Below are 21,287 nucleotides of genomic sequence, written 5' to 3' on the forward strand. Positions count from 1 at the left end.
ATCCCGGTAAAAGTGTCACTGTAGGGGCTTTATTCGCCGATCAGCTGCGTTACGTTCCAGCTGGTGCCGGGTCCCTGGTGCAGGACGTCGCACAACCAGGGCAGAACCAGGCGCATTTCCTCCGCAAGCGTGAAAGGGGCGTTGATCAGTGTCATGCCCGAACCGAGCATTCTGGTGTCCGGGCCGCTCTTGCCGACGTTGAGGTCGAGGCTCAGTACGTCGCGCAGGCCAGCTTCGTCGAAGTCGCCATGCATGCGCCGGATCGCTCTGACATCCTTCATCGGATACCAGAGTGCATAGGTGCCGCCTGGCCATTTTCTGTAGGCCTTCACCACGGCATCGGTCATACGGGAGAATTCGTCCGTCACCTCGAATGCGGGGTCGATCAGCACAAGGCCGCGTTTCTCCTTGGGGGGCAGAAAGCTTCCCATGGCAAGCCACCCGTCCAGGTGGATGGTCTTGACCTGATGGTCTCCCGCGAACCGCTCCGCGAGCGTCTTGAAATCCGCCGGGTGCAGTTCCGTCAGCGTCAGGCGGTCCTGCTTGCGCATCAACTGCCGTGCGACCATGGGCGAGCCCGGATAAACCTTCAGCGCGTCGCCGTCGTTGAGCGCGCGCACTGCCGTCAGCCAGGGAGCAAGCAATTCGGCTATCTGAGGCGGAATATCGGCCTCAAGCACCTTGCCGATGCCCAGTTGCCATTCACCTGTCTTCTGCATCTCCTGCGAATTGAGATCGTAAAGACCGATGCCCGCGTGGGTGTCGAGGATGCGGAAGGCCTTGTCCTTGCGCTGGAGATAGGCGATCAGGCGGGCCAGCACGACGTGTTTCAGAACGTCGCCGATGTTTCCCGCATGATAGGCATGGCGGTAGTTCATTCGGACTGGTTCCCGGAGGCAGGTTCAGCGTTGCGCTTGAAGAAGATGACTGCCTTGTCGCCGTGGTCTGCCTTGCCGATTTCCGAGAAACCGAGACGGCTGTGGAACCGTATCGAGCCCGGGTTGGCGGGGCGTTCGTTGACTTCGCAGACGAAAACACGACCACTTCCGGCAAAATGTTCAAACAGCGCGCCGTAAAGGGCGTCGCCGATCTTCTTGCCCCGAAGGCTCTCGTCGACGCAGATCCGGTCGGTGTAGGCAAAATTTGAAACGCGTTCGCTCAGCCATTGATAATTGCGGCTGTCATAGCCGGCGCCGTCGCCCAGGCACAGCAGGAAACCGGCAGGCGTGTCGTCCACGACTGCAACAAGACAGACAAGGGCGGAATTGACCAGATCGAGCAGTTCTTCGGCTGTCAGTTCGTTGACTGCCGGAATAGCAGCATTGTTCAGCGGCAACAACGCGCCGAGGTCGCCCGGCAGGAACGGTCGGATGGTCAGGGTATCGGATGAAACGGCAAGCATGGGGCACCACGGTGGATTTCGGACCCGCCTTATAGGGGCTTCGGCAGGAAGTGGAAAGATGTCCGCTGGATCCGTTGATTGCAGCTACTGCTGAGGATCAAGGGAAACCGGCACGGCTCCAAGTCAGGTCGGGGGAGGCGGTGCCGGCATTGTCGGTAAAAAGAATGTGGGCGCAGCAAGGCTGCGCCCACTTGCTTCATGCTCTCAAGCCTCTGTGTGGCAGGGGCTAGGGGAGCTTATTCTTCGGCAGGTCCGCCGTCGTCTTCCTGCGGTGCGTCGCCTTCTTCGAGCGCCTGCAGGTTGACCGCTTTCGGTCCCTTGCCACGACGATCCGGTTCGGTCTCGAAGGACACCCGCTGTCCACTGTCCAGGCCGGCAAAACCGGACCGCTCGACCGCGGAAATGTGCACGAACACATCCGCATCGCCTTCGTCCGGAGTGATGAAGCCAAAACCCTTGTCGTTCTTGAAGAACTTCACGGTGCCAGACTGACGCGGGCCACGCTCGACCGGGGGCATGTCACGCCGCGGGCGCTGCTGACGGAAACCGTCGCCTTCGCCGCCTTCGCGCGGGCCGCCGCCATATCCGCCGCGTCCGCCACCGCCGTAACCGCCTTCACGGCCACCGCCGCCACCGTATCCGCCACGGCCACCGCCGCCGCCGCCATAACCGCCGCCATCGCGACCACCGCCGCCATAACCGCCGCCTTCGCGTCCGCCGCCGCCATAGCCGCCGCCTTCACGTCCGCCGCCGCCGTAGCCACCACGGCCACCGCCGCCGCCGTAACCGCCGCCGCCTTCGCGGTCGCCGCCACCGCCGTAGCCACCACGGCCACCACCGCCGCCGTAACCGCCGCGGCCGCCGCCATAGCCGCCTTCTTTATTGTCGTCGCGGCCGTAGCCGCCACCAAAATCATTGTCGCGTCCGCCGCGGTAGCCGCCATCCCGGCCGCCGCCATAGAAGTCTCCACCGAACTCGCTTCCGCCAAAATCACTGCCGAAGTCTTGCGGACCGCCAAACTCGCGCTTGCCGCCGCGCCGACCACGCGACCGCCGGTCCGAATCACCATCGTGCATTACCGAATCACCTTAATTGTTGCGCCCTTTCGGCACATAACGACCAACCTCACCCGCCTTCACAGTCGAGTCACCACACTCAGGCGCACTCCGTGCGTCTGATCAACATTCTGGGATCGGGTTGAAACAATCTTGCCACATCCCTCTCCAGCCGCTGCGTTATCATCATAAGGGCGGGACAGGGAAAATCGCAAGAAAATCCTTGGTGCAGGCGCTAATTGGAAGCGTTTTTCGGAGGCCAGGTACTTGACCAATTGGACAAGTCAGGTTCCGTACCGTCACATGTTTTCCTGGCCGCTTCTTCCAGCAGCACCAGGCCGGTGCCGTTCCACACCCATCGGTTCCACAGGCCGCATTCGCCAACTCCTGAACCCTTGAAGTAACTTACGAGCTGTTGATCGGCCGGAATCCATCTTGCGTTGTAGATGAGATCCGTTGCGACCGGACCCTTTTCCGACATGCGGGCGACATGCACCTGACGGGCCGCGCCGTCCTTGCCGGAAAGGACAGCTACATAGGGGCTGTTGTAGGCGGTTGGAGCTCCGCAGGGGATGATGTAGAGCGCGGCGCTGTCGGCAAGCGGCACGCGAACGGCATTCAGGCTGGCGAAGATGGTCGGGTCGATTTCAGAGCACAGGCGGTTGGCAGACCAGACGGCAGCCACTTCTGGCGGAAGCTGGTCGGCGCTCATCAGCGGAATGGCGTGCGGGGCGTCCCTGGCAGGATCGGTGCCGGGGGAGACGATGGCTGCAACGGTGCCGGTGCGGTCCTGGCGATTGTCGAGCCATAGCAGACTGGATTTGAGGCCGAGGAGGGGGACGGGTACCGCGACCGGGTCGGTTCCGGTGGTCGCAGGTACGCTGATGGTGAGTTCCTTGCCCTTGCGCATGGCGTCAAGCAGCGTCGTTGTCGCCGGGCCTGTCGGATACCAGAAGCCTTCTCCACCGAGCGGACGGAAGCCGGCTGGCGGATTGACAGCCGGCTGCATCTCGCGCAGCTGTTCGATCGGCAGCGCCTCGATCGGAGCGCCGTCGACCTCGAACTTCAAGGTGCCGTCCTTGGGCAGCTCGGTGTTGGTGGTTACACGGACAAGAGGCTGGGCCTCCGCCTGCCAGTCGCGGACGATGCGCACATCGACCCAGACCGACTGGCTGCGGGTGAACGAGGAGGCAAAGCACACGCCGGTATTGCCGCAATCGACCGTCCAGCTTTCGAAGCTGGGCGTCGTCCGGCCAGGCTGCGCCATTGTGCTCGAAGCGCCCAAAAGCGCTGCGGCAACAGTCATCAGCAATGTCAACAGTCGTGGCGTCATTAGCTCCGGCTATCCGAATGTGCTTGGCGTCTTCCAACAGGTCCATACATCTTGTACGAAATGCACGCGGCCAGGTGAAGCCGCGATTGACCAGAAACACGACACCGGATGGTGTTGTCCCGTATTTGTTACAATGGGCCGTGCGAGGCCGCTGTTGAAGGAGGCTACCATGGCGCAGGACACGACGAACTCCGGTGGGGATGAAAATCCGGAAGACGGCATGCCGCCAATCCAGGTGATGGTGATTGCCGTTACGCCGTTTCAGCAGAACTGTTCGCTCATCTGGGACCCTTCATCCATGCGCGGAACGGTGGTTGATCCGGGCGGCGATGTCGACAAGATCCTGGCAGCGGTGAACAAGCAGGGCGTGAATGTCGAAAAGATCGTTCTTACGCACGGTCATATCGATCACGTTGGCGGTGCGGCTGACCTGGCCGAAGCGCTGAAGGTGCCGGTAGAGGGGCCACACGAAGCCGATCAGATGCTGATCGACAGGGTGGCCGACCAGGCGGTGCAATTCGGCGTGGAAGGCGTCAAGCCCGTGATGCCGGACCGCTGGATGGTTGAAGGCGACCAGGTGGAAATCGCCGGGCGGATGTTCGATGTTCTGCATTGCCCGGGCCATTCACCCGGCCACCTGGTGTTCTTCGACAAGGAACTGCGGTTCGCGATTTCCGGCGATGTTCTGTTTGCCGGCTCCATCGGTCGCACGGATCTGCCGGGTGGCGATCATGCGACCCTGATCAAGTCGATCCGCGAAAAACTGCTGCCGCTTGGAGACGATGTTGCCTTTCTTCCTGGTCACGGCCAGGCCTCGACGATTGGCCATGAGCGTGAGACCAATCCGTTCCTGACCTGAGGTGCGGTGATGCCTTGATCCGGCGAGGGATTGCCCGCTTCGGGCAGCCCTCGGCGGGTCGAAACACTAGTAGCCTGGCGTCGTTAGGGGGGCGGCTGCGCCGGTAGGGCGAAGGCTGGTGACTTTACCTGTCAGAGCAGGGCTCTCAGATCGTCGATGCGATCATTGACCAGCCAGCCGTAGTAGTTTTCCTGCGGCCAGCTTTGGCCGCTGCGGCGGTATTTCGCGGCTCGGCCCCAGGGGTCGCCGAGATTGTAGAGCGTCGCGGTCAGGCCAGGGTTTTTCGAAATATCCACCTTGCCGACGGATTTATAGGCGGCAATGGAGTCCTGGATGATCGCGGCCATGTAGTGCAGCGAGATGTTCGGGTCCATGGTGGCCTTGTAGACCGCTTCTGAATCGGCTGCCGTCAGCTTGCGGAAGTTGCTTTGCTTGGCAACCCGGTCGGTCATCTTGAGGACCGTGAGCGGGCTCAGCTGGCCAAGGCCGAAGCTCTGGCCGGAATAAAGCGGCTGGAAGAACGCTTCGTTGAAGTTCTTTTTCGGGTAACGGACGCCGTCAACCGAACGGCCGCGAAACTTGCCGTTCCAGACGTTCTCGTAACAGGACCAACGGCGGTCCGAGCTTTTCTGAACATGGTCCTTGCGGCAGCGTTCGAATTCCGGGCGTTCGACGAACTTGTCGACGTGTACTCCGTTCAGCTCGAAGTCGAAGCGGATGCCGGCATAGGCGAGAGCCTTGACGTAGTAGGACTGGGCGCTGTCGAGCGTGTCGTAGTTGTAGGTGTGTTCGCCGACGATGGCGCCGATGATGTGGATCGGGTCGATGCCGTAGCGGGCGGCCACGCGCTTGATGGACCCCATCAGGCGGCGATCACGCTTCAATACGGCCAGAACCTTGTCGAACTTGGCATCGTAGGATGATTTGGAGGCGGCGGTACGGCGCGAAGAGGCGAAGGGGATCTTCGGCTGGCTCTTGAACCGGTTGCCTTCCGGCACCACCCGCACGGATTGGGCTTGCACGGTCGTACTTGTCGCGAGAGGCAGCGCCAAAGGAGCCAGGAGCAGGCCAAAAACCAGACATCCAGTCACCAGTCTGGAAATTCGGCCGAGATGACGGGTCTTCCTGCACACCATAATTTTTCTGCGCCTGGCTTTATCTTGTGTTTCTCGCCGACCAAATGCGGTCGTGCCGGCGAGCTCCAGTTGGTTCACATAGCTCGCTGGATGCGACTGTAAATAACTCATCTTGCAAAAAGCCCCCAGAAAAAACCACCGCAGCCGCGAAGATGCAACCGGTTCCTGTCTCTAGGGCAGGGACATCAACAAAGAAGTGATACCGGTCACAGCCCGGTGGATTGTCAGGAGCCGGGTGCCGAACGAAAGGCCGCGGCAGGCCCCATGCGCAGGCGGACAGCCTTTGGAACGTCCAGGAAATCGTAGAAGGCCCGGTGCTGACGCAAGCCGCATAACTCGCGCTGGATGGTGACATGCCAGAGCGCTTCACCGGCGTCGGCAAGCCGGTTTTGCAGGGTTTCGCTAGCTGTTTCGGAACCGTCTTCCGCCGATTTCAGATCGGCGAGAGCCGTCTCCAGCTTTTTGGTAAGCCGCGAAAGCGTGGATGCCTTCTCGTTGAGAATCTCGTTCTCAAGCGCTGCCGAGAGCGGATCCTTGTCGGCAGGTCTGGTCAGTTGGGGTGGGCGTACGGTCATGACGTCGGAAGCTGTTGCGGCAATCTCACGCAGGGTCACACGACGGCTCCTTTCAAGGCAAGCCTTTTTCCGCAAGAGCCGACGTCGATTGAAACGCGGTGAGGCTCGGCCTCGGGAGGGGCCGGAAGGTCGATCTGTTTCTCGGGAATTAGTCAATTCAACCGTAACTTTTAGGTGCTACCTACCCGATTATCTACGCATTTATACGGATCATTCCCGACCATGTTCAATGTGCTTGGCTGCATCTTCTATCAGCACAACATCGCGCTTGTGGGGCTCGCAGCTCTCGTTTGTCTGTTTGGATCGGCCGTTACCCTGCGGCTGTTGCGGCGTTGTGTGCGTGCGCAAGGCACGCAGCGTCTCGGGTGGCAGTTTCTGGCCGCCGTTGCCGGTGGCGGCGGTGTCTGGACCACGCATTTCGTTGCAATGCTGGCGTACGAGCCGACCGCTCCGGTCTCGTTTGATCCGGCCCTGACACTCATTTCGCTGGTGATCGCGATTGTCGGGCTGTTTGTCAGTTTCGTGGTCAGCGGCCTCGGTAGCGGAAAGATCCTGACCGGCATGGGTGGGGCTCTCGTCGGAATTTCATTTGCGGCCATGCATTACACCGGGATGTTCGCCTACCGGATCACAGGGCTCGTCGAGTGGGACTTCGGCTACATCGTCGCGTCCGTCCTTTTGTCTGTTGCCCTGTCCGCTGCCGCGATCACCTTGATCTGGCGCACCTACCTGGGCTCTCGTCGGTATTGGGTTGCCGTTGCCCTGATGGTGACCGGGATCGTAAGCCTGCATTTCACCGGCATGACCGCGTTGCGGATCATCCCGATGTCGCAGAATTTCACGGAGGTCGATAACGGTGCTGCCCTTGCCCTTGCGTTGGCGATTGCCGTTGTTGCCCTGCTGGTTGTCGGCACCGGGCTGACGAGCTTCCTGATCGACAACAATGTGCGAGCCATATCCAGGCGGCAACTGCACCATGTTGCCGCTCATGACGCACTCACGGGCTTGCCGAACCGCACGAGCTTCCAGAGACAGCTTGCCGGAAATCTCGATGGGTATTTGAACCCCGGCAAGAAGCTGGCGGTGATCGGGATCGACCTGAACCGCTTCAAGGAAATCAACGACACCTTTGGCCACGCTGCGGGTGACGAGGTTCTGCGCATCCTGGCCCGGCGCATGGAGCAGATCCTGCGCGATGATGAATTCATCGCCCGCCTCGGCGGCGACGAATTCGCAGCCATCAAGCCTTTCAGCGACAAGGATGAAATCCTGTCTTTTGCGAAACGGATAGAGAGCGTTTTCACCCGTCCGATCGAAATAGGCGCAATGGACGGCATCGTTGGCGCGAGTCTCGGGGCGGCGATCTGGCCTGACGATGCCCAGACGCCGGACGAACTGGTCAACAATGCCGACCTTGCCATGTATCACGCCAAGCATGGGTTTCTCGAAACGATCTGTTTTTACGATGCCAACATCGGTGCGACGGTTCGAAACAGGCGGCAACTGGCAGAAGATCTGAGACGGGCGCTGGAGCGCGGCGAGCTCGAGATCCATTATCAGGTGCAGATGTCGCTGAATTCCAGCCAGGGCATCCGGGGATATGAGGCCCTGCTTCGCTGGACCCATCCTGTAATCGGCCCGATTTCACCGTCCGAGTTCATTCCCGTTGCCGAGGAAAACGGGTTGATCGCTTCCCTTGGAGCTTGGGTGCTCAACAAGGCCTGCGAGGACGCCTCGCGATGGGAGCCTGCCTACCGGGTTGCCGTGAACGTTTCCGCTGTACAGTTCATGGACACCAACCTGCCACGGCTGGTGCATGAAGCCCTGGTGACGACCGGACTTTCACCACACCGCCTGGAACTGGAGCTGACGGAAACCGCCCTTGTGAAAGACAAGGCCCGTTCGCTGCACATCATGCGCCAGATCAAGGATCTGGGCGTCGGTCTTGCGCTGGATGATTTCGGCACAGGCTATTCTTCGCTTGAAACCTTGCGAACCTTTCCGTTCGACAAGATCAAGCTCGACAGGGCGTTTGTTGGCGAAATGGAGCAGGACCGCCAGTCCAAGGCGATCGTGCGCGCCGTTCTGGCTCTCGGAAAGAGCCTGGACATTCCGGTGCTGGCTGAGGGCATTGAGACTGAAGAGCAGATGGAGATCCTGCAACAGGAAGGCTGCGACGAAGGTCAGGGCTTTCTGCTGGGGCGTCCATCGCAGGTCGATCGCCTGATCCAGCACGGCGGGCCGGTGCAAAACGAGGCGCGCAAACCGGCGGAACCAACGCGCAAGATGGCAGCATCGAAGAGTGAAACTGGAGGCGACAAAGATGGTGGCCCGGTTTCCCTGCGTTCGCCTCTTGCCGCACGCAGTTGAGGCAGGGCTGCGGTCTTGTCGTCAGGGTTGCAAGCGGCGTGTCGAGATGCCGGGACGGGTTACCCAGCGGTTTTTTCCTGTGTCAGGTCCTTTTCAAACGCGATCAGGCACAAGAGTGCGCACAGTTTGATGAGGCAGGGCACGCCCGCATAAGTGAGGCTGAGCAGAAAGCCGAGTTGTGCGGTGAGGGCAGTTCCCGGCTGATACCCGAACAGGCCCAACAAAGGCAGCGTGAGGCCGGTGGCAAGGGCGAGACCGGACTTGGACAAGAACGCCATAACCGCAAAAAGGCGCGAAGCCTCCCCCTGGCGCCGGTCCGTGTCGATATGGTCGGCCAATATGGCGGGTGGCAAGGCAAGGTCAGCGCCTAGCGCCAGGCCGGACAGTGCACAGACAAACGCATAGGCTGTCAGATCTCCCTCTCCCAGAAGAGCGGCCCAGCAGAACGTGAAGATGGCGCCGGCCAGTGACATTTGCCATGCCCGCACCTTGCCGAAATGTCGGGCAAGCCGGGTCCAGAGCGGCATCGAGATGACGCCTGACAGGAAGTAGACCAGCAGAAACAGCCCTGTGTAGCTCTCGGCCCCCAGTCTGTCGCGGATGAAGAACAGCACCAGGACGGCGGGGATCGCGCTTGCGAAAATATTGAGAAACAGCAGTCCGAAAAACAGGCGCCTCCAGCGGCTCCGCAACAGGGTCCACCAGCCCATTACCGGACCAGCTGTTTGCGGGTTTTCAAGGGGTGCCGACCGCATCCATCGTAACAGCAGCCACAAGGAGATCGCCAAAAGTGGCAGATAGCCAAGCGTCACATAGAGAAATGCCGTTTCGATGCCGGTCCGTGTTGCCAGTGCGGCGGGCAGGACCGACGCAATGAGGAGGCCGGCAAGACCGAACCCTTCGCGCGCTGCCGTTACCGGGGTCCTGTCGGAGGCACTTGTTTTCCAGAGACCGCCCAGTGTCTGGTAGTTGATGGTGACGACCGAATATCCTGTGGTGCAGATGAGCACGGAGGCAGCAAACCAGACAAGCGGTGCCTCCTTCCAGGGATGAAACAGCATCCAGAAGCCCACGCCAAGCAGGATTGCGCCAAGTGCCAGAACAGTCCCGCGCCACTGGTGAAACCGGTCGCTGAGGCTGCCAATGAAAGGATCCTGGATGGCGTCGAACAGGCGCAGGGCAAGAAGAATGGCGCCGAGCGTCGCCACGGGTTGCTGCAATGTAACGGCATAAAAATCCGGGGCGTGCAGGTAGATCGGCAAACCGGCAAATGCCAGGGGAAATGCCATGACCCCATAGGTCGCAAGGCCGGAAAGCGTCACGCTTCCAGTATTACCGGATTTTTTTGGCAGAGCCGCAGCGTCGTCCGACAATCGTGTCGTCACGAACCGGACCCGACCAGTTGCGCGCGCAACTGGGGATCACGCGTGTTGTTGCCCAGCCAGATAGCGAAGAACTTCTTCGTGAATGCCGGGTCGGAGATCGTACCGAGCTTCTGGTTGCCGAGATAGAACTCGGCCTTGCCGCTGCTGGTGCGTACACCCGTAATCGATTGTCCAGGGGAGACATTTGGAAACAGGGCTTCCATCTGGGTTTGCCACTTGGCAAGCTGAGCATCCGAGACGCCACCCTGCCGGCGGATTTCCTTGACCGAGCTTTCGGCGATCTGCTTGCCCTTGAAGGTGCGCAGATAGGTGAGCTTCAAGGCAAAAGGGGCGGACGGGCTATAGGTGCCCTGCGGGGCATAGAGTTCCGCGTCAAACACCTTGAAGCCGAGGAAGGTCATCCGGCCCTTGCCAACCAGTTCGGCAGACGGAAGCAGCCTGGCTGCTGAACCCAGGTCGGCGAAGGCCGCGCCGGCAGGTGCTGTAACAGCGAATGCCAGGGCGAGCGCGAAAGCGAACCTGCGCCACCGGAACCCTTGTGTCTTCAAATGAGGAAACATCGAACAACCCTCCGCAGATCTTGTCGTGTACCCAGCCTGAAAGGATCTACGGGGGAACCGCGTTGCCGGATTAGTGAAAGCAACCTTCTTTCGGAAAACCGCCACAGAGGAAACGGCCTGCTTTTCATCTCGCGGCTGTCTGGCGTCAAAACCACGGCTCTATGTGCGATACGGTCTCATCATGTCTCGCCTGCTGTTTTTTCTCGAAACGGTGGCAAGATTTCCAGCTGTCATGTTTTCTTCGATTTCGCGATGCAGTATAGTAAGGGAAAGCATGGGCCTGCTGCGGACGCTGCGTCACTCAAGATGACGGCATCTGGAGCGGATCGGGTCTAACAGCATGCAGCCGGTGAAATTCTCCGGCACAATTTCCATTTCTCAGGTGAGACCGCATCGTGCGGAACCTTAGGCGTCAGCTTGGACGATTGTCATGAGTGAGATCGATTTCAAACCGAAACTGAAGCAAAAGACGAAGGTGCAGCGGCCAAAGCTTTACAAGGTGATGCTGCTGAACGACGACTATACGCCGCGGGAATTTGTCGTCCTGATCCTGAAGGCGGAGTTCCGTCTGGATGAGTCCCAAGCTGAGGTCGTGATGATGACAGCGCACCAGAAGGGCATCTGTGTTGTCTCCGTCTATCCGCGAGACGTCGCCGAAACCAAGGCTACGCGCGCTATCGATGCTGCGGTTCAGCTTGGCTATCCGCTGCAGTTCACCGTTGAGCCTGAGTGAATCTACGGTCGGCTAAATTCCTTCGTCAATTGTCATCGTCCATGCAGGCTTAGCCGCGCGCTCTGCCGGCAGAGACGATCTTCTTGTGTCAGGTAACTGACAAAAAAGAGCTATTTGTCTTGGGGTGACTTCCGGGGCGCAACTCGTTCTCGCCAAACACCGGCCAGGGACGCTGTGCTGCTCAGACTGCGTTTCACCCTTGCACACCCTCATGCCGGAGGTGACTGGCACGAAATCTGCTGAATATGCAATCAAACGCTGCATATATCAGGATTTGTGCCAATATGGAACATTGTGCAAAGACAGTTGCTCCGAAACAGAACATTTCCTTTCGCAAGATCGTTGTAACCGGTGGCCTGGGTTTTATCGGGTCCAAAGTTTTCAGACGTGTTGCAAGGATGGCGAATGTCGCCGAGACGGTGATCCTGGACCGGGTCTCCTACGCGGCTGATTTTCGCCGCCTGGCACCCATCGGTGAAGCGGGAGATCTTCCCGTCATTCGCGGAGACATCCGCTCGCCGATCGATGTGGCTGCTGCGCTGTATGAATGCGACGCCGTGATCCATCTGGCGGCAGAAACCCATGTGCCGCGGTCGTTCGCCGACCCGGAACTCTTCTTTGACGTCAATGTGACCGGCACTGAAGCCCTTCTGAAAGGCGCACAGGACGCCGGCGTGAAGCATTTCATTCATGTCAGCACGGACGAAGTCTACGGTCCTGCAATGGAGGAGGTTCGCGAAACCGCTCCGATGCGGCCGACGACACCCTATGCGACCTCCAAGGCCATGGCTGAGGAAGCCGTCATGATGGCTGCGCAAAATGGCCTCAGGTCAACGATCCTGAGACCGACCAATGCTGTTGGCACCGGACAGAACCCGGAAAAGCTGTTTCCGCGTTTCGTCATGCAGGCACTGAAGGGCCAGAAGCTGACGATTGAAGGCACAGGGGCCCAGGAACGCAGTTTTCTGCCCGTCAGCGATCTCGCCGCCGCTATCGGTCTGGTGCTCAACACACAGGACGAACAGGCGCTCGAGATCTTCAACGTTTCCGGGGAAGAGGACTTGTCTGTGCTTGAGGTGGCGCGGCGGGTTTGCGAAATAACCGGCGTCTCCACCGGTCTTCATTTCATTCGGGATCGTGTAACCAACGATGCGGCTTACCGGATCGACGACAGCCGCCTGCGGTCTCTCGGGTACCGACAGAAGAGCTCAGTCGATCAGGAGCTGCGCGCGATTTACCGCGAAATGCGGGCCCGTGTCCGTCGCTTTGCCGACGAAGAAAGGTTCTGATGCTGAGCCTGCCGACAGAAGCTGCGCTTCCGCCGATCCGCTTTCATGCGCCGCATATTCCACCCGCAACTTACGATGCGGTGGCATCGGCGCTCAGCAGCAAACATCTGCGCTCCGGCGGGAGTTATAGCCGGAAGGCGAAGGCGCTGGTGAGCCAGCATGTTGGCCATGACCGTGTGTTCCTGACCAATTCCTGCACGTCCGCACTTGAAATTTCGGCCCTTGCGCTGGATCTGGGGCCGGAAGACGAGGTCATCGTTCCTTCGTACACCTTCTGCGCAACAGCGACGGCCTTTGCCCGCAAGGGAGCGCGGATCGTGCTGGCCGACATTGATCCGGCAACGATGATGGTAACGCCGGAAACACTGGAGGCACGGCTGACAAGCCGGACCAGAGCTGTCGTCGTTGTGCATTATGGCGGCGCGGCAGCTCCAATGGCGGCAATCAAGGATCTGTGCGATCGGCACGGGGTCGTCATTCTGGAAGATGCGGCCCAGGCCTTCGGCGCGAAGCAGGATGGCCGGGCCGTTGGGACGTGCGGTCTGTTTGCCGCCTATTCCTTCCATGAAACCAAGATCATCAGCGCCGGGCACGGCGGCGCGCTGGTGTTGAACAGCGACAATTCCCACCTGCGCGAGCGTGTTGAAGAGCTGTTGGCGCGAGGCACGAACTTTCCCGCCTTCGCAAGGGGCGAAGTCAACCACTATGAATGGACCTCGGTTTCTTCGAGCTTCGAAATGCCGGACCTGAATGCTGCCTTGCTTTACAGCCAGCTGGTGCATTCAAGAGAGATCCTCCTGAAAAGCCGCGCGATCTGGGCGTACTACGAAAAGTCTCTGCGGGAACTGCCGATCGAGATCCTGCGGCCAGGCAAGGGTACAAAGGCGAATGGATATTCCTTTGCCTTTCTCGGAAAGGACCGGGAAACGACATACCGGATATTGCAGGGGGCTGCCCGAATGGGGCTTGGTTTGCAGTCACACTACAAGCCGCTGCATCTTTCCAGCTTTGCCGGGCGGACTCTGGCGGGAAGCTGCCCTGGAGCGGAACACACGTGGGGTCGGCTGGTGCGTCTGCCGGTGCACATGGACCTGAGCACGGTTGATGCAGCCCGGATCTGCGAGTTCCTGAAAGCTGAACTTGGCTGAAGCGATCAGTTACTCCCGATTTTCAGCCGAAACCGCCCGGTGCAGCAGAGTGGCCAGGGTCTTCATTGCAAGCTGCGTATGGGACATGAAACCGGCCTGTTCGAAATAGGCGGTATCGCGCGCGAGCCGTTCGGGCAGGATTTCGCGTGCATAGACATCTTCGGCGTCGTTCGTGCCTTCGATCCGGTTCAAATTGGTCAGGGCCCACAGGGTGCCCGGGCTGATCAGGCCGGGCAGGAACAACAGCGATCTTCGCATCTCATCGTCATAGTAACGGGCGACAATGCCAGGGTCTTCCGGCCTCGGCCCGAAGAACGCCATGTCCCCCCGCAGGATGTTGAACAACTGAGGCAGTTCGTCGAGTTTTGTGTTCCGCAGGAAGCTGCCGAAGGGGGTGATACGGTTGTCCCGCACTTCGGTGATCGCGCTTGCGTCGCTCGTGCCGGGGCGCATGGTCCGGAATTTCACCATCGCAAAGGTACCACCGCCCAGGCCGGTTCGCCGGGCGATGAAAAACGGTGCCTTCCGGTCACCAAGCCAGACGAGAACGGCGATGCCGGCCAGAACCGGCGACAGCAGGATCAACAAAACGGCGGCGAATACCTTGCTCATCAAATCGTCATTGTACGGGGATGTCGCTGAAATACGCCCGGTGTGCCCGGACATTCTGCCGGAAACGCGGCAGGAAAACGGTCTTTGAAAAACGAGGCCCCGGACTTGGATAGCCGGGGCCTGATCTGCTCGTGTTATCTGTGGCCGGTTGAAAAATGCCAGCCAGAGGGCTGCGTCAGTCGCGCAGCTTGACGATCTTGTCGTCGCCGCCGTTCGGGGTGTTGTCGTCCGGACCGTCGTCGTCGGATCCGTCGCCGTCAATGTCGATCGGCTCGAATTCGTTCGAAAGCGGCTCGGTAATGCCAAGCTCGGCAGCCGGATCGTAGCCTTCGGTCAGTCCGAGTTCTTCGGCCGGACCGCGGCCTTCCATTGCCATCTGATAGTTCACGATGACCGACTTCAGCTGGACGATCTGCTCGTTGGCAGTGTCGACCTGGATCTTGTAACGCTGCAGACGCTTGTTCTCTTCGATCAGGTCTTCCAGATTGTCGGCGTATTTCTGGTTCTGGTTGCGCTGGTGGTTCAGGTCCGTCAGGGCCGAGTTGTAGCGCAGGTTCAGTTCACGCAGCTTGGCGGTGGTCGCCATCAGCTCGTTGCGGTCTTTTTCGTGGTTCTTCTGTGCACTGTCGAGCAGATGTTCGATTTCCTGCATGCGCTTGAGAAGATCGCGGCTGCGTTCCTTCAGCGTGGAGTTCTCGCGCGCCATCTCCTGCAGAGACTGGGCGCCGATGCGGCGCTGGGACGAGAGGTTTTCGATTTCCGCATTCAGCGCATAGACCTCGTTGTCGTGCTTGCGCTGTTCTTCCTCAAGCCGGCTCTTGGCGTAGGCCAGTTCCTGATTGGCAACATCCAGATGAGATTTGAGGTCGATGTTGTCGTTGCGGAATTCGCCGACTTCGCGCTTGACCGCTTCCAGCTCGCTGGTGACCTGGTTGTTCTTGCGGATTTCGTCTTCCAGCAGCTTGGCGCTTTCGGACAGGTTCTGCTGCAGTTCCTTTTCGCGGTGACGAACCGCTTCCAGATCGGAACCGAGGCTCTCGGCATGTTTTTCCAGCGTCTCGAACTTGGCCTTGAGGTCGTTGAGCTTGCCGGAGAGATCAGACACCTGGGAATTGGCTTCCACAAGCTTGGCGCTCTGCAGCCGGTATTCCTCGTTGACCTTCTTGTTGTTGTCGCGAATGGAGACGATGTCGTTACGGGCGGTTTCCAGCGCCGTGCGGGTCTCTGTTGCACGCTTGCGCAGGGAATGGACTTCGGCCTGGGCATCTTCCAGCTGGGTGGTGAGCGTCCGGACCTTGTGTTCGGCGTCAAGCAGGTCGGTGGAGATCTTGGCGTTTTCGGATTTCAGCCGGACCTCGGTTTCCACGGTCGTTCGGGAGCCTTCAAGGTATTCGGCCATCAGGCGGATCGACGTCTGGCTTTCCGCAGCAAACGCAGCCATCTGTTCGAAGGTCTGGTTCAGACCGCCGATGCGGGACTTGAGCCCGTCCAGATGGTTCATCTTTTCCTGCATTTTCAGGGCGAACGGGGAAAGATGCTCGATATTGCTCTTTTCAGGAGCCTGCGCGGTTTCCTGAATTTCGCTTGCCTCTTTCACGGTCTCGACCCGCTGCTCCTGGTCACCGCCGGGGCGCGAGGATTTCGAGAAAATGCCCATTCCTGTCTCCTGACTTTCCCGCCGGCGCCGCCCGGCGAAAGATACGCAAAACTTTAACTCTTTATTAACCCATAAGCGCTGGCGGTTTCAACGACTCAGGGCAAGCTGACCGCAGAATACAGTGTGAAGTGTTACCCTCAAAAGACAGATATCCCCGGCATTTTAACGGATTTGCACCTATGGTTAACAAGCGTGGCGGGTTGCAACGGGCCGCACATGCCGCAAAGACTGTTTGAGGGCCGTTCCGAAGTGGGAAGGAGAGAGGGCATGACACCCGCTTATCTGATCTTCATGACCTTCATGACGCTGGCATTTCTCCTGATGATTGCCGGCTATGTGAGCGCTCTTTTGTTCATCAAGCGTCTCAACCTTCTGGAGGAGGCTGCGTTTTCGCCGCTGAAGGGCGTTGGTATGTGGAAACGGATGTTCACGCCTGGCGGGTTTGGTGACGAGGCTGAACCCGGACGCCGCCGCATCGCTCGGCTCTATTTTCTGGCGCTGGCGGCTTTCGCGATTGCCATCGTCCTGTTTTTCGTTCTGCCGGCGGTCCCTCGATAAATCCGGGCCGGATTGGCTTAATCTTCACTGATTGCAGTTGACGTCACTTGCCGTATCCGCCGAAATGCCGGGGATTTCTGAAAGTTTCCGCGGAGACAGATATGCGTATTTTCCAAAAGACATTCCTGTTGGGTCTTGCTCTCTTTTTCTTTTCGTATCTCCCTGCCAGTGCCTATCAGGTGTTTCACACCTACAGGATTGCGGGCAGCGATATTCTGGCCGTTGCTGAAGGAAACCATGTCGATGAAGACCCGCTTGTCCTGTCCCTGAAGCTCGACATCGGCAGTGGGGAAACAACCGATCTGGCGATCGAGACCGACGGCGACATTGAAGAATGCAAGCTCCAGCTTGAAACCATCATGGGATCGCACTCGGCCTATGCGGAAATCGTCGTCGACATGAATGCCCAGACCATGAACGGCGTCCTGATGATCCAGTGTGCAGTCTTTCATGGGCTGTTTCCGGAGAAGCAATAGGTCCGCCCTAAAGCATCAATCGACCGCCATTCCAGATCGGCTCTCGGCTTGCACCTCGCTTGTCCGAAATGATGGTGGTGTTTTGGGGCAAAGGTTCCTTTCAGCCCCTCCCGCGAAGGCTCTAGTCCCCCATCTCGTCGATCGTCCAGCTCAGGGGCCAGCCCTCGGGCGGGCCGGTGATGCCGTCGCAGTCGGTCTTTTCGAGATATTCCATCAGGGTGTAGTTGCCGCTTTCAGCTTCTACCTCGTGGCGCTCGAAGGTGCCGCAGTCGTAGTTGGGCGAGTGGTAGGTGGTGCCCGTCACCTGGCCGCTGCCCGGGTCGTAGAACAGGTTGTTGACCAGGGCATGGTTGGGCTGGTTGAAGCCGGGGGGGGTCTCGAACTCCTTCCACTCGTCCAGCGACGGATCGAACGGAACATGCATCGCCATGTAGTAAGGAACGTTGAGGTCGGCCATCTGACAGGGAACAACCCAGGTCTCCACGTCGCCTTCCGCGTAGTATTGCGCGCCGAAGGCGGGCACCGTTTCCGCAAGCTGACACCCCAGCGTGCGGTAGCCCATCATCTGGATCTCGTCCGGAAGCTCGCTGACCGTATAGACCTGACCAATCCCGCCGCGGTTGACGCCGCTGTTGCTGGTCTCCTGAGAGGGCATGATCGGTGGCGGCAGATCGTCGACGGGTGCCTCGGCAACCGTTTCGGCTGGTGCCGGAGACGGGGCGGGAGCAGGCTGTGCCGGTGACGGGGATGAAGCGGCGGCTGCGGCAATGCCGGTGGCTTTGGCAGAAGGCAAACCTCCCCAGGCCACGATGGCGTCCTGCCGGCCGATGCGACCCTGCACTTCATCCATTTTCAGGAGTGCATGGGTGATGCCGACGAGCGAGACTTCGTAGGTGATCGTGCCTGTGCTACCGCCAAATTCGATCTGGATCGCAGCGTCCTGGCCGAGGCGCAGGTTTTCGATCAGGTCCCGGTCGGCGTCACCACCGAAGGTCATCTCATTGCCGGTGTAGACCTTTGCTGCCTTGCCGAAGAAACCGACATTGTCCTCGTCGCCTTCGATTTCGATCCGGGCGCGCATGCCGGTTTCGAGCGGCGTTTTCGGCCTCAGGGTTACAAAAACCTGCGCGTCTGCCTTGGCGCTGCGTTCCACCTTCAGCCTGAACGCTTCGTCATTGGAACCGGTGCCTTCGGTTTCGGCAATGCAGTAGGTCTTCTCGTTGCAACGTAGCGACCAGTCGCCGAATTCGGTTCTCGCGAGTTCGGCTGCCGCTGGCCCGGCAAGGACCAGCGCGAGCGATGAAAATGCAAGTATTTGTTTTGTCATGTCAGCCCCCTCTGACAATGCCGGCTGGTCGCCGGCCCCCAACCCACCATGACCCTGTGCGACCGCAAGTCAATCGGGCGAAAGACGGATGTACGGAAAGTCGAGGTGACGCGAGGGCACAACCGCATCCGCCAAAATGACGTTGGAACAAAAGCTCCGGTCACTTGTTTTCCTTCGAGTGTTCCAGGCCGTGATCGGTTCGGGAAAGTTCGTTGGGGGGCGAGAGGATGAAAAGAATGACGTCGAGATTGCTTCGAAATTCAACGGCCATGGCGCTTGTCCTGGCGATCGGCTTGCCGCTGCAGCCGGGCCTGCCACGTGCTCAGGAGACGACTGTCGATTGTGCGGCCAATCCGGATCAGGAAGCCTGCAAGAACCAGGAAGCCGCACCTGCGGAAGAAGCGCCAGCCACTGACGCGCCTGCCGAAGAAGCCCCCGCCGCAGAAGCACCTGCTACGGAAGCTCCTGCCGTGGAAGCTCCGGCTGAAGAAGCCCCTGCCGAGCCGGCACCTGAAGAAGGTGCGGTGGAAGAAACTGCCCCCGAAGCTGCTCAGGAAACCCAGGCGGAAGAGCCGGCGCCTGCCGCTACTGAGCCCGTCGCGACGGAAGATGCGCAGCCTGAGGCGAAACCGACAGCCCCCGTGGAAGAGGCAGCTCCCGCCGAGAAACCCGCCGCGCCGGTTGAAGAAACCGCGCCGGTGGAAAAACCCCTGACCGCGGAAGAAACGACCGCGCCGGAGGCAAAGCCGGAAGCGCCTGTCGAAGAAGCTGCGCCCGCGGAAGAGACCGCGGCCGAACCGGCATCCGAACAGCCGGTGGAAGAGCAACCGACTGATGCCGCGGAAAGCGCTGAACCGCAGGTGGAAGAACAGCCGGCGGATGCCGTTTCGACTGAAGCGCCTGCGGCGGAGGAACCCACTGCGCAGGAGAGCACCGAGAAGAGTGCCGAGGAAACCGCCCCAGCAGAGCCGGCTGCGGAAGAAACCGCTACCGATGAAGCTGGTGCCGATCAGAAAACAGCGGAACAGCCGCAGACTTCTGAAGAGATCGCACCTGCTGTCGCCCCGGTCGAAGCCACCGCGGCAGATGAAACCGTGACCGAAGAGCCGGGTGAGCCGATCGCGGCCCAGGCGGCCGCACCGGCGGAAGAACCGGCGGCCGTCGTCTCGGACGACGCTACGGAAGCGCAGCGCGCCGAAATCAAGGCGAAGGAAGAACGCCGCCGTGATGAAGCCCGCGACCGCAGGCTGGAACTGCTTGGTGCCGCGGCTGTTGGTGTCGGCGTCGGCATGCTGATCCCGGCCCTTGGCGGCAAGGTGGTCGAGGATCAGGGTGACCGTATCATCGTCGAGCGGGATGGCGAATATTTCGTGCGCAAGGACGAAAGCAGCCTGCTGCGCTATGGCGATGATGAATTCCATGCCGAACGCCTGCGTGGCGGCCGCACGCGCGAAACCGTCACTCGCACCAACGGCGTGAAGATCATCACCATCCGTGACGAGGGCGGCTATGTGCTTTACCGCTCGCGCCTTCTGCCGGATGGCCGCGAATACGTGCTGATCGACAATCGCGAATTCAACCACCGCCGCCGTAACTACGACCGCGAACTGCCGCCGCTGGAAGTCGGCATCCCGCGCGATCGTTACATCGTGCCGGCGGGCCGAGCGAACTATGACGAGATCTACCAGACCTTCACCGCGCCGCCGGTGGAACAGGTGGAACAGGCCTATTCCCTGCGCGACATTCGTGAAAACGAACGCCTGCGCGACAAGGTGCGCCGGGTGGATCTCGACACGATCACCTTCGACACCGGCAGTGCCGTGGTGCGCCAGAGCCAGGTTCCGCAACTTGAGGACATCGCCCGCGCATCCCAAGCCCTGATCGATCAGGACCCGACAACGGTGCTGTTGATCGAAGGTCACACGGACGCTGTCGGCTCGGATGTTTCCAACCTCGCGCTTTCCGACCGCCGTGCTGAAACCGTCGCCCGTATTCTGGCGGACATTTATGGCGTGTCGCCGGAGAACATGGTCGTTCAGGGCTATGGCGAGGACTATCTGAAGGTCGATACGCAAGGCGCTGAAGAGCGCAATCGCCGCGTGACGATCCGCAACATCACGCCGCTTTTGAGCGCGCGCAGGTAACAGGATAGCGGCGCGGCGCCAAGTTTATTGGCGCCGCGTTTCCTGCCACGAACCGGGCTCGGGACAGGAAAGCCTCGTCAGATGTGGGAAGGCATCATCCCTGCCATAACTGACATTGACAATTCCTGATGGCCCGGCTCATGTGGCCGCACAGATCGGTCCGCGCCGGAATTCTCCGGGTGGTCCGGGATTGATACGATCCGCCCGGCCGACCCTCCGTAGGCGAGCGGCACATACGACAGAACCATTTTCGAAGGTCTTCATGCGACTGACACCCCCTTCCATTATCGTTTTCCTGATTTCTCTGGCCCTTTTCGTTGTCGCGGTGCTCCCCATGCTGGGCGTCGCCGTCCCGAGCATCGGCGTGTCCACCGTCCACCTGCTGATCGGTTCCTGGGCCGTGCTGGCCGCCGGCGTGCTGTTCAAGGGCATCTGAGCGGCTCAGATCTCGTAAGAAGATGAGCGAGCTACGCTCGCGCTGACGCGCTGGATTCCGGATCAGCGTGCAGCCTTGCTGCACTTGTCCGGAATGACGGTGGGTGTGGCCTGGGAATGGTAACCCTGACGATAAAGCCGTTGGTAAAGCCCGCCCGCCGACCGCCTCAGCCTTAGGGCTCCAGAGGCCTAAGGAAACAGGGGGTGCCTCTCATCCCCACTCGTCATTCCGG

Annotated in this window: 20 protein-coding genes; 9 read left to right on the top strand and 11 right to left on the bottom strand. The window is 60.0% G+C overall.

All coding sequences use genetic code 11. The features are described 5' to 3' along the window. Window positions 1-29: 29 nt before the first annotated feature. The 4 genes from rlmJ to HEP89_RS14960 form a co-directional block, all read right to left on the bottom strand. Complete coding sequence (gene rlmJ / locus HEP89_RS14940) at window positions 30-878, bottom strand: 23S rRNA (adenine(2030)-N(6))-methyltransferase RlmJ (protein ID WP_168692388.1); 849 nt, start codon at window positions 876-878, stop codon at window positions 30-32. Further along, window positions 875-1,402 carry a GNAT family N-acetyltransferase gene (locus tag HEP89_RS14945; protein WP_168692389.1) on the bottom strand — a complete coding sequence of 176 codons (528 nt, stop codon included), beginning with the start codon at window positions 1,400-1,402 and terminating at the stop codon, window positions 875-877. Before HEP89_RS14945 ends, rlmJ begins: the two co-directional genes overlap by 4 nt. A gap of 236 nt (window positions 1,403-1,638) precedes the next feature. Next, a complete protein-coding gene (locus HEP89_RS29850; protein WP_022998017.1) occupies window positions 1,639-2,478 on the bottom strand; it encodes a cold-shock protein in 840 nt (279 codons plus the stop codon). Between the two features lie 214 nt (window positions 2,479-2,692). Further along, entirely contained in the window at window positions 2,693-3,790 is a 1,098-nt protein-coding gene (locus HEP89_RS14960; protein ID WP_022998016.1) for a DUF1176 domain-containing protein, read from the bottom strand. Between the two features lie 169 nt (window positions 3,791-3,959). Between HEP89_RS14960 and HEP89_RS14965 the strand changes: the two genes are divergently transcribed. Then, window positions 3,960-4,649: an MBL fold metallo-hydrolase gene (locus HEP89_RS14965; protein ID WP_031268222.1), complete on the top strand. Its 690-nt coding sequence runs from the start codon at window positions 3,960-3,962 to the stop codon at window positions 4,647-4,649. Window positions 4,650-4,780: 131 nt separating this feature from the next. Here the strand turns inward: HEP89_RS14965 and HEP89_RS14970 are convergent, their stop codons facing one another. Continuing rightward, a complete protein-coding gene (locus tag HEP89_RS14970) occupies window positions 4,781-5,785 on the bottom strand; it encodes a DUF1402 family protein (RefSeq protein WP_031268221.1) in 1,005 nt (334 codons plus the stop codon). Between the two features lie 224 nt (window positions 5,786-6,009). Then, complete coding sequence (locus HEP89_RS14975) at window positions 6,010-6,399, bottom strand: DUF6665 family protein (protein ID WP_209014714.1); 390 nt, start codon at window positions 6,397-6,399, stop codon at window positions 6,010-6,012. Window positions 6,400-6,582: 183 nt separating this feature from the next. On the opposite strand from HEP89_RS14975, the gene HEP89_RS14980 reads away from it, so the two are divergent. Beyond that, window positions 6,583-8,730: a bifunctional diguanylate cyclase/phosphodiesterase gene (locus HEP89_RS14980; RefSeq protein WP_168692390.1), complete on the top strand. Its 2,148-nt coding sequence runs from the start codon at window positions 6,583-6,585 to the stop codon at window positions 8,728-8,730. Window positions 8,731-8,789: 59 nt separating this feature from the next. Here HEP89_RS14980 and HEP89_RS14985 read toward each other — a convergent pair whose 3' ends face one another. Both HEP89_RS14985 and HEP89_RS14990 read right to left on the bottom strand, forming a co-directional pair. After that, the gene (locus tag HEP89_RS14985) at window positions 8,790-10,115 is read right to left on the bottom strand and encodes an MFS transporter (protein ID WP_208997670.1); all 1,326 of its coding nucleotides are present in this window, start codon (window positions 10,113-10,115) and stop codon (window positions 8,790-8,792) included. Then, the gene (locus HEP89_RS14990; protein WP_077292166.1) at window positions 10,112-10,675 is read right to left on the bottom strand and encodes a chalcone isomerase family protein; all 564 of its coding nucleotides are present in this window, start codon (window positions 10,673-10,675) and stop codon (window positions 10,112-10,114) included. The genes HEP89_RS14985 and HEP89_RS14990 overlap by 4 nt, the downstream gene beginning before the upstream one ends. Before the next feature lie 430 nt (window positions 10,676-11,105). Here HEP89_RS14990 and clpS point away from each other — a divergent pair, with 430 nt between their 5' ends. The 3 genes from clpS to HEP89_RS15005 all read left to right on the top strand — a co-directional run bounded on the left by clpS (window position 11,106) and on the right by HEP89_RS15005 (window position 13,845). After that, window positions 11,106-11,408, top strand: coding sequence for an ATP-dependent Clp protease adapter ClpS (clpS, locus tag HEP89_RS14995; protein WP_022998009.1), 303 nt, complete (start codon window positions 11,106-11,108; stop codon window positions 11,406-11,408). Window positions 11,409-11,692: 284 nt separating this feature from the next. Next, window positions 11,693-12,697, top strand: a complete 1,005-nt coding sequence (locus HEP89_RS15000) for an NAD-dependent epimerase/dehydratase family protein (RefSeq protein ID WP_168692391.1) — start codon at window positions 11,693-11,695, stop codon at window positions 12,695-12,697. Then, complete coding sequence (locus HEP89_RS15005) at window positions 12,697-13,845, top strand: aminotransferase class V-fold PLP-dependent enzyme (protein WP_168692392.1); 1,149 nt, start codon at window positions 12,697-12,699, stop codon at window positions 13,843-13,845. The genes HEP89_RS15000 and HEP89_RS15005 overlap by 1 nt, the downstream gene beginning before the upstream one ends. A gap of 9 nt (window positions 13,846-13,854) precedes the next feature. Here the strand turns inward: HEP89_RS15005 and HEP89_RS15010 are convergent, their stop codons facing one another. Together HEP89_RS15010 and HEP89_RS15015 are read right to left on the bottom strand one after the other, a co-directional pair. Beyond that, window positions 13,855-14,457 (bottom strand): sugar transferase, encoded by a 603-nt coding sequence (locus tag HEP89_RS15010; RefSeq protein WP_168692393.1) that lies wholly within the window; start codon window positions 14,455-14,457, stop codon window positions 13,855-13,857. Window positions 14,458-14,632: 175 nt separating this feature from the next. Then, on the bottom strand, window positions 14,633-16,114 hold the full coding sequence (locus HEP89_RS15015; protein ID WP_022998005.1) for a hypothetical protein: 1,482 nt from the start codon (window positions 16,112-16,114) through the stop codon (window positions 14,633-14,635). Between the two features lie 267 nt (window positions 16,115-16,381). On the opposite strand from HEP89_RS15015, the gene HEP89_RS15020 reads away from it, so the two are divergent. Together HEP89_RS15020 and HEP89_RS15025 are read left to right on the top strand one after the other, a co-directional pair. Beyond that, a complete protein-coding gene (locus tag HEP89_RS15020; protein ID WP_022998004.1) occupies window positions 16,382-16,672 on the top strand; it encodes a hypothetical protein in 291 nt (96 codons plus the stop codon). 101 nt (window positions 16,673-16,773) lie between these two features. Then, complete coding sequence (locus HEP89_RS15025) at window positions 16,774-17,148, top strand: hypothetical protein (protein ID WP_077292170.1); 375 nt, start codon at window positions 16,774-16,776, stop codon at window positions 17,146-17,148. Between the two features lie 121 nt (window positions 17,149-17,269). Here HEP89_RS15025 and HEP89_RS15030 read toward each other — a convergent pair whose 3' ends face one another. Then, the gene (locus HEP89_RS15030; protein ID WP_077292171.1) at window positions 17,270-18,475 is read right to left on the bottom strand and encodes a DUF1176 domain-containing protein; all 1,206 of its coding nucleotides are present in this window, start codon (window positions 18,473-18,475) and stop codon (window positions 17,270-17,272) included. Window positions 18,476-18,711: 236 nt separating this feature from the next. Between HEP89_RS15030 and HEP89_RS15035 the strand changes: the two genes are divergently transcribed. After that, complete coding sequence (locus HEP89_RS15035; protein ID WP_156912448.1) at window positions 18,712-20,619, top strand: OmpA family protein; 1,908 nt, start codon at window positions 18,712-18,714, stop codon at window positions 20,617-20,619. 262 nt (window positions 20,620-20,881) lie between these two features. Next, a complete protein-coding gene (locus HEP89_RS15040) occupies window positions 20,882-21,055 on the top strand; it encodes a hypothetical protein (RefSeq protein WP_022997999.1) in 174 nt (57 codons plus the stop codon). The last annotated feature ends 232 nt before the right edge of the window (window positions 21,056-21,287 follow it).

It is taken from the genome of Labrenzia sp. 5N, from assembly GCF_012395805.1.
GTDB lineage: Bacteria > Pseudomonadota > Alphaproteobacteria > Rhizobiales > Stappiaceae > Roseibium > Roseibium algicola.

Bases quoted from the DNA above. Each gene is read 5' to 3' on its own strand.
- HEP89_RS14980 (WP_168692390.1), top strand. From the start codon at position 6,583: ATGTTCAATGTGCTTGGCTGCATCTTCTATCAGCACAACATCGCGCTT.
- clpS (WP_022998009.1), top strand. From the start codon at position 11,106: ATGAGTGAGATCGATTTCAAACCGAAACTGAAGCAAAAGACGAAGGTG.
- HEP89_RS15030 (WP_077292171.1), bottom strand. From the start codon at position 18,475: ATGACAAAACAAATACTTGCATTTTCATCGCTCGCGCTGGTCCTTGCC.
- HEP89_RS15010 (WP_168692393.1), bottom strand. From the start codon at position 14,457: ATGAGCAAGGTATTCGCCGCCGTTTTGTTGATCCTGCTGTCGCCGGTT.
- HEP89_RS14960 (WP_022998016.1), bottom strand. From the start codon at position 3,790: ATGACGCCACGACTGTTGACATTGCTGATGACTGTTGCCGCAGCGCTT.
- HEP89_RS14965 (WP_031268222.1), top strand. From the start codon at position 3,960: ATGGCGCAGGACACGACGAACTCCGGTGGGGATGAAAATCCGGAAGAC.
- HEP89_RS15015 (WP_022998005.1), bottom strand. From the start codon at position 16,114: ATGGGCATTTTCTCGAAATCCTCGCGCCCCGGCGGTGACCAGGAGCAG.
- HEP89_RS29850 (WP_022998017.1), bottom strand. From the start codon at position 2,478: ATGCACGATGGTGATTCGGACCGGCGGTCGCGTGGTCGGCGCGGCGGC.
- HEP89_RS15035 (WP_156912448.1), top strand. From the start codon at position 18,712: ATGACGTCGAGATTGCTTCGAAATTCAACGGCCATGGCGCTTGTCCTG.
- HEP89_RS15020 (WP_022998004.1), top strand. From the start codon at position 16,382: ATGACACCCGCTTATCTGATCTTCATGACCTTCATGACGCTGGCATTT.
- HEP89_RS15025 (WP_077292170.1), top strand. From the start codon at position 16,774: ATGCGTATTTTCCAAAAGACATTCCTGTTGGGTCTTGCTCTCTTTTTC.
- HEP89_RS14990 (WP_077292166.1), bottom strand. From the start codon at position 10,675: ATGTTTCCTCATTTGAAGACACAAGGGTTCCGGTGGCGCAGGTTCGCT.
- HEP89_RS15005 (WP_168692392.1), top strand. From the start codon at position 12,697: ATGCTGAGCCTGCCGACAGAAGCTGCGCTTCCGCCGATCCGCTTTCAT.
- HEP89_RS15000 (WP_168692391.1), top strand. From the start codon at position 11,693: ATGGAACATTGTGCAAAGACAGTTGCTCCGAAACAGAACATTTCCTTT.
- HEP89_RS14945 (WP_168692389.1), bottom strand. From the start codon at position 1,402: ATGCTTGCCGTTTCATCCGATACCCTGACCATCCGACCGTTCCTGCCG.
- rlmJ (WP_168692388.1), bottom strand. From the start codon at position 878: ATGAACTACCGCCATGCCTATCATGCGGGAAACATCGGCGACGTTCTG.
- HEP89_RS15040 (WP_022997999.1), top strand. From the start codon at position 20,882: ATGCGACTGACACCCCCTTCCATTATCGTTTTCCTGATTTCTCTGGCC.
- HEP89_RS14970 (WP_031268221.1), bottom strand. From the start codon at position 5,785: ATGGTGTGCAGGAAGACCCGTCATCTCGGCCGAATTTCCAGACTGGTG.